The organism is Xanthomonas sp. AM6 (assembly GCF_025665335.1).
Lineage (GTDB): Bacteria > Pseudomonadota > Gammaproteobacteria > Xanthomonadales > Xanthomonadaceae > Xanthomonas_A.
Genome location: NZ_CP106869.1, coordinates 943,634 through 956,224, shown reverse-complemented (window position 1 = coordinate 956,224; position 12,591 = coordinate 943,634). Strand labels below are relative to the sequence as shown.

Here is a 12,591-nt window from a genome sequence, read left to right as displayed (position 1 = left end):
GTACGCGCGACGTCTATACTGCCGCGCCTTCGATCACGCAGCGGCGGCAACGCCTGGATTCCAGGGATGGAAACGCAAGTCCGACACGTTCTGCCTCCCTCGTCCAGCGCGATCGCACCGGCTTGCCGGGCCTGATGCGCATGCCCGATCGCTGCCGGAGCACTGCGCCCCGTCGCAGTTCATTCGCACCCTCGCGTGCCCTGCGCGCATCGGCGCCGGGGCGATCCTGCCCTTGCCCGGAGTCCCCATGACCACCTCCCCGCCGCTTCCTCCCTATTCCGGCCTCGGCATCGCCTCGTTCGCCGTCAGCCTGATCGCCGCGGCGCTGACCTTCGTGTTGATCGGCATCAGCGGGGCGCTGGCGTACTACCAGCCCGGCAGCCTGGACGAAGACGCGCCGATGGCGATGCTGGTCGGCCTGGCGATGATGATCACCATCTTCGCCGAACTGGCGGCCGCCGCGCTGGGCATCGGCAGCCTGTTCCAGCGCGACCGCCGGAAACTGTACGGCGTGCTCGGCCTGATCTTCGCGGTCGCGACCCTGATCGGCATCGTCGCGCTGATCGTCTTCGGGCTCATGCAGGGCGACTAGCGCCGCGGGCTGTCGGTTGCCGTTTCGGCGTCGCGTCGCGGGATGCCGCAATGCCCTCCGGTTGCGATGACGCGCCAGCGCCTCATCGCGGCATTCCCTCCAGCATGTCGAAGACGGCACGACCGGCCTGGTCCGCTCGCTCACTCCCGGCCAGACGGGACCGGCGGTGGCCATTCCACTCGCGACGACCGCCCTAGTCCGGCAACACGCTGCGGTAACCGCGTTCGCGCATCGCCTGCAGCACGCCGTCCACGATCGCCACGTTGTGCCCATGCGCCGCGCCCTCGTGCAGCAGCACGATCGCGCCGGGCCTCAGGTCGCGCACGATGCGCGCCACGGTGGCGGCGGGGTCGCAGCGCACGCCATCGAAGCCGCGCGCGCTCCAGGCGACCCGGGTCAGGCCGTGGCGGCGCAGCGGCGCGGCGACGAACGGATTGGTCATGCCCACCACCGAGCGGTACCAGCGCGGCGCGGTGCCGGCGATGGCGGCCAGCGCCTGCTGCGCCTGCCCGATCTCACGCGCCATGCGCCGCGGGCCCAGCGCCCAGAACCAGGCCTGCGGGTGGGTGTGGCTATGGTTGCCGATGCCGTGGCCGCGGCGCAGCAGTTCGCGCACCAGCTCCGGGCGCGCGGCGGCGCGCGCGCCGACCAGAAAGAAGGTGGCCTTGGCCTGGTGGCGGTCGAGCAGGTCCAGGATCGCGGCGGTGTCGTCGGAGGGGCCGTCGTCGATGGTCAGCCACACCTGCGGCGCGTTGCCGGGCAGGCGGCTGAGCACCGGGGCGTACAGCCGGGCCCGCGGCAGGAACACCGGCAGCACGAACGCGGCATGCGAGGCCAGCAGCGCCGGCAGCCCGATCCGCCAGCCCCAGGCCCACCACAGCGTGGCGACCAGCGCCTGCGACGCCAGCGCCCAGGGCAGCCAGCGGTAGGGGTGGCGAGGGATGCGATGCAGCGTTTCCGGAACTGTCATGCCCCATGATGCCATGCGGCGTAGAATGGCCGGTCCGACTCAGCGACCGAAATCACTGCCATGTCCCTCGATCCCGCCCTGCGTTCCCGCATCGAAACGCTGCTCAGCTCCAACCGCGTCGTGCTGTTCATGAAAGGCCAGCCGAGCATGCCGCAGTGCGGCTTCTCCGCCAAGGCGGTGGGCGCGCTGAACGAACTGGGCGTGGACTTCGCCCACGTCAACGTGCTCGCCGACCAGGACATCCGCGAAGGCATCAAGGCCTACGGCGACTGGCCGACGATCCCGCAGCTGTACGTGGACGGCGAACTGGTCGGCGGCAGCGACATCATCCTGCAGATGGCCGGCAGCGGCGAGCTGAGCGAACTGCTCGGGGTGGAAGCGCCGGACCGCACCCCGCCGTCGATCACTATCACCGACGCTGCCGCCGAGATGCTGCGCGGCGCGCTGGCCGATGCCCCGGGCGCGACCCTGGCGCTGGCGATCGATGCGCAGTTCCAGCCGAACTTCCAGCTGGCGCCGACCGACCCCAACGCCATCGCCGCCGAGTCCAACGGCCTGCGCGTGCAGTTCGACCTGGCCAGCGCGCGCCGCGCCGAGGGCATCACCATCGACTGGGTGGACGACCTGCGCGGCCGCGGCCTGGCGATCGACAACCCGAACGCGCCCAAGCCGGTGCAGGAACTGAGCGTGCGCGATGCCGACGACCAGGTCCGCGCCGGCGGCCTGATCCTGGTGGACGTGCGCCCGCCGGAAGAGCGCGCGATCGCGTCGGTGAACGTGCCGTTCCGCACCTTCGACGGCGACCAGCGCGCGCAGCTGGAAGCGCTGCCGAAGGACACCGCGCTGGCGTTCCTGTGCCACCACGGCGGGCGCAGCGCGCAGGCCGCCGAGCAGTTCCGTGCGCTCGGCTTCACCCGCGTGCACAACGTGGTCGGCGGCATCGATGCCTGGGCCGACCAGGTCGACAACGGCGTGGCGAAGTACTGAGCCGACGCAGCGACACCGCGGCGGGCGATCCGGGGATCGCCCGCTTTTTTTGTGCCGGCATTTCGTAGTTTTCCTGGGGGGAATCACCGCATGGCGACCATGCTGAAACGCTGTACCGCGGCCGTCATCGGCCTTGCGCTGTCCGCGAACGCAGCATCCGCCGCACCGCAGACGGCACCGGCGCAGGCCGTGCTCTACGTCGCGCCGGTCGGCGAAGGCGAGACGGTGATGAGCTACGTGCCGGTGCGCAACGCGCCGTCCGACGAGGCCGAACTGGGGAAATGGCGCGGGCTGAAGACGCCGCTGCGGGTGTTCGACGAGGGCGACGAGGACGGCGTGGCGACGCCGCTGGGGTTCTCGATCGACGACCGGACGATGTGCGGCGGCGACCTGCGCGTGCGCCTGAAGACCGCGCACGGCCCGGTCCTCGACCACGACGCGCTGCTGGCCACGTTCGACCTCAATCCCGGCCGGCGCTTCACCCGCAGCGCCCCCGACGCGACGCAACGGCGTGCGCTGATCCAGGCCATCGGCAGCGATCCGTCGGTGCGCAAGCAGTTGCCCGCCCCTGCGCTGAAACGGCTGCTGGCGCACCTGGCCGCGCCGCCCGCCGACGACGACGCGCCGACGCTGACGGTGATCACCGACGCCAAGCGCCCGGGCCACGAGGTGGCGCTGGTGACCGCCAGCGTCAACGACGCGGCGCCGGCCTCGGCCGAGGAGGCGTCCTCCCTGACCTCCCTGCTGGCGGTGCTGGAACGCGGCGACGCCGGCTGGCGCCTGCGCATGAGCTTCGCCAACCACGGCTGCGACGATTGCGAGGGCCGCAACGACGATTACGCACAGCTGCAGTTCGGCGACGTCGATGCCGACGGCAACGTCGACTTCCTGATCCAGCATGCCGGCTACGAGAGCTACGGCTTCTGGCTGCTGCATCTGGTCGATGGCCAGTGGCGCACCGACGACCTGGTCGGAGGCTGCTGAGCGCGGCATCCGGCCGGCGGCGGTCCGCCAGTGCGCGTCGTCGTAGCCAGCCGCAGCCGGCACTTCGCTGGAACCCTGTAGGAGCGGCTTCAGCCGCGACAGGCTTCACCGATACAGCCTGTCGCGGCTGAAGCCGCTCCTACAAAAGACGCCGACGTCCACGCGTGGACGCACACCGCGCTCAGCCGGCGAAACCGCCCTCGTCCAGGAAACGCCGCTCTTCCGGCGTCGTCTCCCGCCCCAGCGCCGCATTGCGGTGCGGGAAGCGGCCGAAGCGCTGGATGACGTCCTCGTGCAACGTGGCCCACTGCAGGCCGTCGGCATCGCCGAGCGCGCTGAACAGTTCCACCGCCTGGCGCTGCAGCGCCGCGTCCTCGGCGTGCTCGTACGGCAGGTAGAAGAACATGCGCAGTTCCGGCTCCACCTGCCGGTCGTGGCCGGCGGCCAGCGCCCATTGCGCGTAGCGCCGCGCCAGGCCATCGGTGGCATAGGCGTGCGCGCTGCCGCGGAAGGCGTTGCGCGGCACCTGGTCGAGCAACAGCAGCAGCGCCAGCGCGCCCTCGGCGCTGTCCATCCACGCCGCGTATTCGCCGCGCGCCGCGGCGTGGTGCGCATCCAGGAACTGCTGGCGCACGTTCGCATCGAACGACTCGTTGGCGGCGAACCAGCGCTCGCGGCCGGCGCTGCGCCAGAACTCCACGACGGCGCGGGCAAGGGTCTCGGTCATCGCGTTTCCATCGATCGGCAATCGGCTTCTATACCCGATCCGCCGTCGCCACGCGATGTGCGGCGCCGCCAGCGCGCGGCGGCGCCACCACCTGCACTTGGCAAGCGCGCCGGCTCGGGCTAGCGTGCGCAGGCGGCTCCACGCCTGCATCCACCATCCGGGGAAAAATCTGATGCGTCATCTGCTGCTCGCCTGCCTGGGCGTGGCGCTGTGCGGCCCTGCCGCGGCAGCCTCGCGCTTCGTCGAAGACCCGTATCCCAGCACCTACCGCGCGCTGGCGTCCACGCCCGTGCTGATCGAGCACGCCACTGTGCTCACCGGCACCGGCGAGCGCCTGGACGATGCCGACGTGCTGCTGCAGGACGGCCGCGTGCAGGCCGTGGGCCGCGCCCTGGCCGCCCCGGCCGACGTCACCCGTATCGACGGCCACGGCAAGTGGGTCACCCCCGGCATCATCGACGTGCACTCGCACCTGGGCGTGTACTCCAGCCCCGGCGTCAACGCGCACAGCGACGGCAACGAGATGACCGCGCCGGTGACGCCCAACGTCTGGGCCGAGCATTCGGTATGGCCGCAGGATCCGGGCTTCGGCACCGCGCTGGCCGGCGGCGTGACCTCGCTGCAGGTGCTGCCGGGCTCGGCCAACCTGGTCGGCGGCCGCGGCGTGACCCTGAAGAACGTGCCGGCCACCACCTACCAGGCGATGAAGTTCCCCGGCGCGCCGTGGGGCCTGAAGATGGCCTGCGGCGAGAACCCCAAGCGCGTCTACGGCGAGAAGGGCGGCCCGGCCACGCGCATGGGCAACGTCGCCGGCTACCGCGCCGCGTTCATCGATGCCAGCGAATACCTGCGCAAGAACGCGCCGAAGAAGAAGGCGCCGGAGAAGCGCCACTGGTGGAGCCGCGGCGCCGGCGACAACGACAGTTCCGGCGACAGCGGCGGCAAGCGCGACCTGAAGCTGGACACCCTGGCCGGCGCGATCAACGGCGACATCCGCGTGCACATCCACTGCTACCGCGCCGACGAGATGACCACCATGCTCGACCTGGCCAAGGAATTCGGCTTCAAGGTCGCCGCCTTCCACCACGGCGTGGAGGCGTACAAGATCGCCGACCGGCTGGCCCAGGAGAATGTCTGCGGCGCGCTGTGGGCGGACTGGTGGGGCTTCAAGATGGAAGCCTTCGACGGCATCCAGGAAAACATCGCGCTGGTCGATCGCCCGGCCAACGGCTGCGCGATCGTGCATTCGGATTCGGAGGAAGGCATCCAGCGGCTCAACCAGGAAGCGGCCAAGGCGATGGCCGCCGGCCGCCGCGCCGGCATCGACATCCCGCCCGAACGCGCGATCCGCTGGCTCACCAGCAACCCCGCCAAGGCACTGGGCATCGACCAGCAGACCGGCGCGCTGGCGCCGGGCAAGATGGCCGACGTGGTGGTGTGGAACGGCAACCCGTTCAGTTCCTACGCGCTGGCCGAGAAGGTCTACATCGACGGCGCGCAGGTCTACGACCGCGCCGACCGCCGCCTGCAACCCACATCCGACTTCATGCTCGGCCAGGAGGCTGCACGATGAGCCGTTCCGCTCCGCATCCGTATCGCCTTGCGCATCGCCTGGCGATGGCCGCGTGCCTGGTCCTGGGCAGCGCCCCCGCCTTCGCCCAGGACGTGCTGATCCGCGGCGCCACCGTGCACACCGCCAGCGCGCGCGGCACCTTGCAGAACGCCGACGTGCTGGTCCAGGGCGGCACCATCCGCGCGGTCGGCCCGGGCCTGACGGCGCCGGCCGGCGTCGCCGTGGTCGAGGCCAAGGGCCGCCCGCTGACCCCGGCGCTGTTCGGCGGCATCACCGAGATCGGCATCGAGGAAGTGTCCGGCGAGTCCTCCACCGTGGACAGCGCGGTGACCCTGCCGCGCGACCAACCGGTGCGCCCGGAATTCGACGTGACTCTGGCCTACAACCCCGAGTCGGTGCTGATCCCGGTCGCGCGCGTGGAGGGCATCGGCTTCACCGCGCTCGGCGCCAGCAGCGGCGGCGCCTTCATCGCCGGCCAGGGCGGCGTGATGCGCCTGGACGGCAGCGTCGACCCGATCGGCCCGCGCGCACTGTACGTGCGCCTGGGCAGCGACGCGCTGGAACTGAGCGGCAAGTCGCGCGCCGCGCAGTGGATGCTGCTCGACCAACTGGTCGCCGAAGCGCGCGGACGCATGCCCGCGGACTCGCCGCACGCGCTGCTGACCCCGGCCGGCCGCGCCGTGCTGGCCAGGTACCTGGCCGGCCAGGGCCGCATCGTGGTGGCGGTGAACCGCGCCGCCGACATCCGCCAGCTGCTGCGCTGGGCGGAGCGCGAGAAGGTGCGCATCGCCATCGCCGGCGGCGACGAGGCGTGGAAGCTGGCGCCGCTGCTGGCCGCGGTGAAGGTGCCGGTGTTCGTCAACGCACTGGACGACCTGCCGGCCAGCTTCGACCAGATCGGCGCCACCCTGGAGAACGCCGCGCGCCTGCGCGCGGCCGGCGTCGCGGTGAGCTTCACCCAGGGCGGCGACGGCTCGCACAACGCGCGCAAGCAGCGCCAGCTGGCCGGCAACGCGGTCGCGCATGGCCTGCCCTGGGAAGACGGCCTGGCCGGCCTGACCCAGGTGCCGGCCGAAGTGCTGGGCGTCGGCGACAAGCTGGGCAGCATCGCCCCCGGCAAGCTCGCCGACCTGGTGCTGTGGGAAGGCGACCCGCTGGACGTGGCGCACTACGCCGAGCAGGTCTGGCTCGGCGGCCGCGCGATCCCGATGCGCTCGCGCCAGACCGAACTGCGCGACCGCTACATGAAGCAGGCGGGGGCGCTGCCGCGGGCGTATCCGCAGTAGCGGGCGGCGCAAGCGGGACGGGACACGACCCGTAGCGTCGCGTCCCGTGCCATGGCCCGGCAGCCGTCCTGCAAGCGCCCGCGGTCCCGCCGCGACGGCGATGCAGCGTTCCTGTCCGATCCGCTTGCCGCACGGGTACCGACCTTCGCCGGCGCGCCGACCTCGATGCCGGGGATATCTCGCAATGGCGACGACGGCCTGATCTGGCCGCCGCCGCGCCGCTCAATGCGCGTCGATGGTCGCGCTGACCTTGGCCCAGCCGTTGCCGCGCACCACCTCGAAGCCGGCTTCGACCACGTGCAGGTACAGCGCGTTGCTGTAGCGGCCGTCCTGGCTGCGATTGGCCTGCAGCCAGTTCAGGAACGGCTTGACGTCGAGGTCGAGGGTGCCGCTGGTGGGCAGGTTGGCCTGGCCGGCGGTGCCGTGCGGAATGAAGGTGTAGACGTAGTAGCCGGCGGCGCTGTTGTTGCCTTCCCACAGGTCGAAGGTCTGGCCGCCGGCGCTGATCACGTTGCTGGCGCTGAGCGTGCCGATCGGCCAGGAATTGTGGCCGCCCCAGATCATCACTTCCAGCTGCGGCACGCCCTTGCTGGTGTCGCGGCGGAAGAACAGGTCGTAGGCGAAATCGCCGCCCAGATTGCTGCCGCCGGCGCTGTAGGTGAACTTGACCGGGATCGTGCTCAACGACGACACCTGTCGCGGGAACAAGGTATCGCTGGTCGGGTTCCAGTCGTAGTGCCAGCCGCGCACGATCGCCGGATATCCGTACAGATTGGAGTTGGCGAAACTGAAGGTGACCGTCAGCTCCGGCGTGCTGCCGTTGCCAAACGTGCCCTGGATGACGTTGTTGGGGTCGTTGAAATTGTTGACCCACGCATAGTGATTGCCGAAGATCTTGTAGGGCCCGGCCAGCGCCAGCGGCGCGGCGGCCAGGCACGACACGGCGAACAACGCCTGCAGCAGGCGACGGCGCAACGGCGCGCGATGCGCGGCTGCGTGCAGGGACGGCTTGGCGATCGAAGCGGTCTGGACATCGTGCATGGGCTGTCTCTCCTGGATGGGGTGGCACACGGCAGCGGAAATGCTGCCGCGGCGGACGCTAGCAAAGCGTTTTCGCGGCGAGCTATGAAAAGAAGCGCGCGCGGCATGCGCTGGCGCAATAGCGCTATCCGGTCGAGCGTGCGCGCGTGCGCCGCTTCCCAGTTCCAGCGCGCCGGCGAGATCCGCGCCGTGGCATTGTCTACGCCCGCCGCCTCCGCGATGCCGAACCGATGGCGCCGCTTCGCACTGCAACATGCGCGTGCCGCAGCCAGCGCGGCATGCCGCGCCGCGCGATAAGCTGGCGGCGTCCGCCGGAGAAGCACGATGACCCTGCGCTGGTATTTCGATTTCGTCTCGCCGTTTTCCTATCTGCACTGGCAAAAGCTCAAGGCGCTGCCCGAATTCGCGCAGATCGAGCCGGTGCCGATCGTGTTCGGCGCGGTGCTGCAGCACCTGCACACGCGCGGGCCGGCGGAGATCGCGCACAAGCGCGGCTTCACCTATCAGTTCGTGCAGTGGCAGGCGCAGCACGAGGGCGTGCCGCTGCACTTTCCGCCGGCGCACCCGTTCAATCCGCTGGCGGCGCTGCGGCTGTGCATCGCGGCCGGCAGCACGCCGCAGGCGATCGAGGCGATCTTCGACTGGCTGTGGCGCGACGGCCATGCCGGCGACGACGCGGCGGCGCTGGCGCCGGTGGCGCTGGCCCTGGGCATCGCCGATGCGCCGGCCGCGCTGGCCGACCCGCAGGTCAAGGCGCGGCTGCGCGACAACACCGAGCGGGCGATCGCCGCCGGCGTGTTCGGGGTACCGACGCTGCAGGTCGGCGATGCGCTGCTGTGGGGCAACGACGCGCACCCGCTGATGCAGGCGGTGCTGGCCGACCCGCAGTTGCTGCAGCGCGGCGAGATGGCGCGGCTGGCGGCGCTGCCGGTCGGCGTGCAGCGCGGCGCTTGAGCCGGGCGCTTGAGCCGGGCGCTTGAGCCGGGCGCGCGACGCCGCACGGCGTCTGCGCTACCCTAGCCGGCAGTGACCAAGCGCAATGCCGGAGGGGGCCAGATGCGTATCGGGATCGTGGTGGACTCCGCCTGCGACTTGCCGCAGGACTACATCGCCCGCAACAACATCGTGTTGCTGCCGATCAGCGTGCGCATCGGCGACGCCGTGCTGGCCGACCACCGCGACGAGGAGGCCACGCTGAGTTTCCTGCATGCGCACGTGGCCGCGCATGGCGCCGAGGCGGAGACCATTCCGTTCAGCGTGGCGCAGATCCGCGAACTGTTCCTGAGCCGGCTGGTGATCGACTTCGACCACGTATTCTGCATGACCATCACCAAGACCCGCAGCCCGATCCACGAGCATGCGCTGCAGGCCAGCTTCGCCATCCTCAACGACTACAAGCCGATCCGCCAGGCGGCCGGGCACACCTCGCCGTTCGCGTTGCGGGTGATCGACACGCAGAACCTGTTCGCCGCGCAGGCGGTGACCGCGGTGGAAGCGGTGCGGCTGCGCGCGGCCGGGGCCAGCGTGCAGGCGATCCGCGAACGGCTGGAGGAACTGGCCGGCAACGTGCACGGCTATATGATCACACGCGACCTGTACTACATGCGCGCCCGCGCGCGCAGCAAGGGCGACCGCAGCGTCGGCCTGCTCAGCGCCGCGCTCGGCACCGCGCTGGACATCAAGCCGGTGCTGCACGGCTATCGCGGCGACACCGCGCCGGTGGCCAAGATCAAGGGCTTCGACGCCGCCGTGCAGAAACTGTTCGAGTTCGTCGGCAAGCGCGTCGCCGCCGGGTTGATGACGCCGACGCTGTGCCTGAGCTACGGCGGCGAGCTGAGCGAGCTGCGCGCCCTGCCCGGCTACACGGCGTTGCGCGAGATCTGCGAGGCGCATGCGGTGGAAGTGCTGGAAAGCGTGATGAGCCTGACCGGTATGGTCAACGTCGGCAAGGGCGCGATCACGCTGGGCTTCGCCGACGCGCCGCATACGTTCGCCTAGGCAATGCAGATCGCGCGCACGCTCCGCCTCCTGTAGGAGCGGCTTCAGCCGCGACACGCGTTACCGGAAAAGTCCGGTCGCGGCTGAAGCCGCTCCTACACAAGACCACTGGCGTAGACGGCCCACTCACGACGCAGCCTGCTAGGCTGCGCCGCACCGCTTCACTGGAGAAACAGCCATGGCCGTGACCTATTCGATCAGCCTGCCCGACCCCGCCCGCGCACGCGGCAGCGAACCCACGCTCAGCTTCAGCGCCAACGGCGCCGACGCCTTCGCCGAGCAGCTGCAGCAGGCCTTGAGCAGCCCCGCGTGGTTCGAGCGCTGGCGCGCGCTGCAGCCGGAGCCGGACGAAGTGGATCCGTCGCTGGGCGTCGTCGACCCGGCGGCCACGGTCAGCGGCAAGCAGGACGACCTGCGCATCGACCTGGTCGCCACCACCAGCATCCCCGGCGACATCCTCAAGCAGCGCATGCGCCTGCTCGCCGGCAGCGGCTGGGAACTGCGCAACGTGCGCTGAGCGCTTCTTCCGCGCATCCGTGCCGGCGGCACGGACCAGAACAGGTGCGACTGATTTCTGTGGGAGCGGCTTCAGTCGCGACAGGCTCTACCGGCAAGGCCTGTCGCGACTGAAGTCGCTCCTGCAGCGTTTCGCCGACCGCGATACGTGCACTGTGTTCTAGCGCGCCGCGCCGCCCGCCACCGCGCCTGCCGCGCGCCGCGGCCAGCGCCATTTCAGGTTGACCGCCAGCGTGCCCAGCACGATCAACGCCAGTCCCAGCCATTGCACCGGCACCAACCGGTGCCCGTACAACAGGTAATCCAGCAGCAGCGTGACCAGCGGGTACACGAACGCCAGGATCGCGATCGTCGCCACGTGCAGGTGCCGGTAGGACGAATAGAACAGCACGTAGACGATGCCGCTGTGGATCACCCCCAGTCCCGCCAGCCACAGCCAGTGCATGCCCGGATGCAGTGCGCTGCCGCTGGAAAATCCCGCCAGCAGCAGCGTGCCCACCCAGCACTGCACCGTCACCACCGCCAGCGGCCGCTCGCGGCTGATGCGCCGCGACATCAGCAGCGACGCGCCGCACAGCAGCGCCGCCAGCAAGGTCAGCGCGATGCCGAGCAAATAGCCGCGATCGGCCGTGTGCCACAGCCGCGCCGGGTCGGCCGAGCAGGCCACACCGACGAAGGCCAGCAGCGTCCAACCCAGGTCGCTGCGGCGCGTGCGCTCGCCTTGCAGCACCGCCGCCAGGATCAGCATCACGAACGGGAACACGTGGTAGACCATCGTCGCCACGCCGATCGAAGAACGGGCCATGCCGGCGAACAGCGCTACCCAGTTCAACACCAGCAACACCCCGCTGACCGCGGCGTCGCGCAGCAGCGTGCGCTCGCGCCACAGCCCGCGCAGCTGGCCGCCGAGCAGGCCGCAGACGGTGAGGAGCAGCGCGCCGAACAGGCAGCGGTAGAACACCGCGGTCACCGGGTCCTGGCCGCTCTCGTGCACGAACACGCCGACCGAGCCGATCAGCACCTCGGCCAGCAGCAACTGCCACAGCGCGAGCCGCGCGGCGCCGGCGGGAACGGCGACGGCGGCGCTCACAGCGCGATCGTCCCGTGCAGGTACTGCACCGCGCTGCCGCGCACGTAGACGTGCTGCGCCTCGACCCGGCAGCCGAGTTCGCCGCCACGCGCCGAGGCCTGCAGCGCGGTCAGTTGCGGCTTGCCCAGCCGCTGCGCCCACAACGGCGCCAGCGCGGCGTGGATGGAGCCGGTCACCGGGTCCTCGGCACCGCCGTTGGCGGGCCAGAAATAGCGCGACACGAAGTCGTGGCTGCCGCCGGGCGCGGTGACCGCCACGTCGCGCGGCGCCAGCGCCAGCATCCGCGCCAGGTCCGGCACCACGTCGCGCACCTGGCGTTCGTTCGCGTACACCGCGATGTACGCCTGGCCATTGACGTAGACCGCCTGCGGCGCGATCGACAGGGCCGCGTGCAAGGCCGGCGGCACTTCCGCCAGCGGTGCCGGCGCCTGATTCGGAAAACGCATCTCGAACGTGCCGTCGGCCACCTGGTCCACGCCCAGTTCGCCGACCGCGGCCGCGCGCAGGCGCAGCGGGAACGGCGCCAGCCGTTGCGCGGCGATCACGAACGCGCTGGCCAGCGTCGCGTGGCCGCAGAAGCCGACTTCCTTCAGCGGCGAGAACCAGCGGATCGCGAACGCGCCGTCGGCATCGCGCACGAAGAACGCGGTTTCCGACAGGTTGTTCTCGCTGGCGATGGCCTGCATCAGCGCGTCGGGCAGCCAGGCCTGCAGCGGCACCACGGCGGCCGGATTGCCCTTGAAGCGGACCGTGGTGAAGGCATCGACGACGAACAGGGACAACGGCATGACCGGCCTCGCGACGGGAGAGGGATGCCGGACGCGATG

At 70.8% G+C, this 12,591-nt stretch carries 13 protein-coding genes; 8 read left to right on the top strand and 5 right to left on the bottom strand.

Going from position 1 to position 12,591, the window contains the following annotated elements:
- Window positions 1-247: 247 nt before the first annotated feature.
- Window positions 248-592 carry a hypothetical protein gene (locus OCJ37_RS03985; RefSeq protein WP_263112405.1) on the top strand — a complete coding sequence of 115 codons (345 nt, stop codon included), beginning with the start codon at window positions 248-250 and terminating at the stop codon, window positions 590-592.
- Window positions 593-785: 193 nt separating this feature from the next.
- Here the strand turns inward: OCJ37_RS03985 and OCJ37_RS03980 are convergent, their stop codons facing one another.
- On the bottom strand, window positions 786-1,577 hold the full coding sequence (locus tag OCJ37_RS03980) for a polysaccharide deacetylase family protein (protein ID WP_263112404.1): 792 nt from the start codon (window positions 1,575-1,577) through the stop codon (window positions 786-788).
- Between the two features lie 45 nt (window positions 1,578-1,622).
- Between OCJ37_RS03980 and grxD the strand changes: the two genes are divergently transcribed.
- Window positions 1,623-2,549 carry a Grx4 family monothiol glutaredoxin gene (gene grxD, locus OCJ37_RS03975; protein ID WP_263112403.1) on the top strand — a complete coding sequence of 309 codons (927 nt, stop codon included), beginning with the start codon at window positions 1,623-1,625 and terminating at the stop codon, window positions 2,547-2,549.
- A 189-nt stretch (window positions 2,550-2,738) separates the two neighbouring features.
- Window positions 2,739-3,533, top strand: coding sequence for a hypothetical protein (locus OCJ37_RS03970; protein WP_263112402.1), 795 nt, complete (start codon window positions 2,739-2,741; stop codon window positions 3,531-3,533).
- 181 nt (window positions 3,534-3,714) lie between these two features.
- Here OCJ37_RS03970 and OCJ37_RS03965 read toward each other — a convergent pair whose 3' ends face one another.
- A complete protein-coding gene (locus OCJ37_RS03965; RefSeq protein WP_263112401.1) occupies window positions 3,715-4,260 on the bottom strand; it encodes a DUF924 family protein in 546 nt (181 codons plus the stop codon).
- A gap of 172 nt (window positions 4,261-4,432) precedes the next feature.
- On the opposite strand from OCJ37_RS03965, the gene OCJ37_RS03960 reads away from it, so the two are divergent.
- Together OCJ37_RS03960 and OCJ37_RS03955 are read left to right on the top strand one after the other, a co-directional pair.
- Window positions 4,433-5,833 carry an amidohydrolase gene (locus OCJ37_RS03960; protein ID WP_263112400.1) on the top strand — a complete coding sequence of 467 codons (1,401 nt, stop codon included), beginning with the start codon at window positions 4,433-4,435 and terminating at the stop codon, window positions 5,831-5,833.
- Window positions 5,834-5,877: 44 nt separating this feature from the next.
- Window positions 5,878-7,119 carry an amidohydrolase family protein gene (locus OCJ37_RS03955; protein ID WP_263113577.1) on the top strand — a complete coding sequence of 414 codons (1,242 nt, stop codon included), beginning with the start codon at window positions 5,878-5,880 and terminating at the stop codon, window positions 7,117-7,119.
- Between the two features lie 222 nt (window positions 7,120-7,341).
- On the opposite strand, the gene OCJ37_RS03950 is transcribed toward OCJ37_RS03955, so the two are convergent.
- On the bottom strand, window positions 7,342-8,160 hold the full coding sequence (locus tag OCJ37_RS03950) for a GH12 family glycosyl hydrolase domain-containing protein (RefSeq protein ID WP_263112399.1): 819 nt from the start codon (window positions 8,158-8,160) through the stop codon (window positions 7,342-7,344).
- Window positions 8,161-8,484: 324 nt separating this feature from the next.
- Here OCJ37_RS03950 and OCJ37_RS03945 point away from each other — a divergent pair, with 324 nt between their 5' ends.
- From OCJ37_RS03945 to OCJ37_RS03935, 3 genes are all read left to right on the top strand, one after another.
- Window positions 8,485-9,114 (top strand): 2-hydroxychromene-2-carboxylate isomerase, encoded by a 630-nt coding sequence (locus OCJ37_RS03945; protein ID WP_263112398.1) that lies wholly within the window; start codon window positions 8,485-8,487, stop codon window positions 9,112-9,114.
- A 102-nt stretch (window positions 9,115-9,216) separates the two neighbouring features.
- Window positions 9,217-10,158 (top strand): DegV family protein, encoded by a 942-nt coding sequence (locus OCJ37_RS03940; RefSeq protein WP_263112397.1) that lies wholly within the window; start codon window positions 9,217-9,219, stop codon window positions 10,156-10,158.
- Window positions 10,159-10,336: 178 nt separating this feature from the next.
- On the top strand, window positions 10,337-10,675 hold the full coding sequence (locus OCJ37_RS03935; RefSeq protein ID WP_263112396.1) for a hypothetical protein: 339 nt from the start codon (window positions 10,337-10,339) through the stop codon (window positions 10,673-10,675).
- A 159-nt stretch (window positions 10,676-10,834) separates the two neighbouring features.
- Here OCJ37_RS03935 and OCJ37_RS03930 read toward each other — a convergent pair whose 3' ends face one another.
- Complete coding sequence (locus tag OCJ37_RS03930; RefSeq protein WP_263112395.1) at window positions 10,835-11,764, bottom strand: DMT family transporter; 930 nt, start codon at window positions 11,762-11,764, stop codon at window positions 10,835-10,837.
- Entirely contained in the window at window positions 11,761-12,552 is a 792-nt protein-coding gene (locus tag OCJ37_RS03925) for a PhzF family protein (protein WP_263112394.1), read from the bottom strand. The genes OCJ37_RS03930 and OCJ37_RS03925 overlap by 4 nt, the downstream gene beginning before the upstream one ends.
- Window positions 12,553-12,591 lie beyond the last annotated feature (39 nt).

Excerpts from the sequence above, each read along its gene's own strand:
- OCJ37_RS03985 (WP_263112405.1), top strand. The coding sequence starts at position 248 with ATGACCACCTCCCCGCCGCTTCCTCCCTATTCCGGCCTCGGCATCGCC.
- OCJ37_RS03980 (WP_263112404.1), bottom strand. The coding sequence starts at position 1,577 with ATGGCATCATGGGGCATGACAGTTCCGGAAACGCTGCATCGCATCCCT.
- grxD (WP_263112403.1), top strand. The coding sequence starts at position 1,623 with ATGTCCCTCGATCCCGCCCTGCGTTCCCGCATCGAAACGCTGCTCAGC.
- OCJ37_RS03965 (WP_263112401.1), bottom strand. The coding sequence starts at position 4,260 with ATGACCGAGACCCTTGCCCGCGCCGTCGTGGAGTTCTGGCGCAGCGCC.
- OCJ37_RS03960 (WP_263112400.1), top strand. The coding sequence starts at position 4,433 with ATGCGTCATCTGCTGCTCGCCTGCCTGGGCGTGGCGCTGTGCGGCCCT.
- OCJ37_RS03955 (WP_263113577.1), top strand. The coding sequence starts at position 5,878 with ATGGCCGCGTGCCTGGTCCTGGGCAGCGCCCCCGCCTTCGCCCAGGAC.
- OCJ37_RS03950 (WP_263112399.1), bottom strand. The coding sequence starts at position 8,160 with ATGCACGATGTCCAGACCGCTTCGATCGCCAAGCCGTCCCTGCACGCA.
- OCJ37_RS03945 (WP_263112398.1), top strand. The coding sequence starts at position 8,485 with ATGACCCTGCGCTGGTATTTCGATTTCGTCTCGCCGTTTTCCTATCTG.
- OCJ37_RS03940 (WP_263112397.1), top strand. The coding sequence starts at position 9,217 with ATGCGTATCGGGATCGTGGTGGACTCCGCCTGCGACTTGCCGCAGGAC.
- OCJ37_RS03935 (WP_263112396.1), top strand. The coding sequence starts at position 10,337 with ATGGCCGTGACCTATTCGATCAGCCTGCCCGACCCCGCCCGCGCACGC.
- OCJ37_RS03925 (WP_263112394.1), bottom strand. The coding sequence starts at position 12,552 with ATGCCGTTGTCCCTGTTCGTCGTCGATGCCTTCACCACGGTCCGCTTC.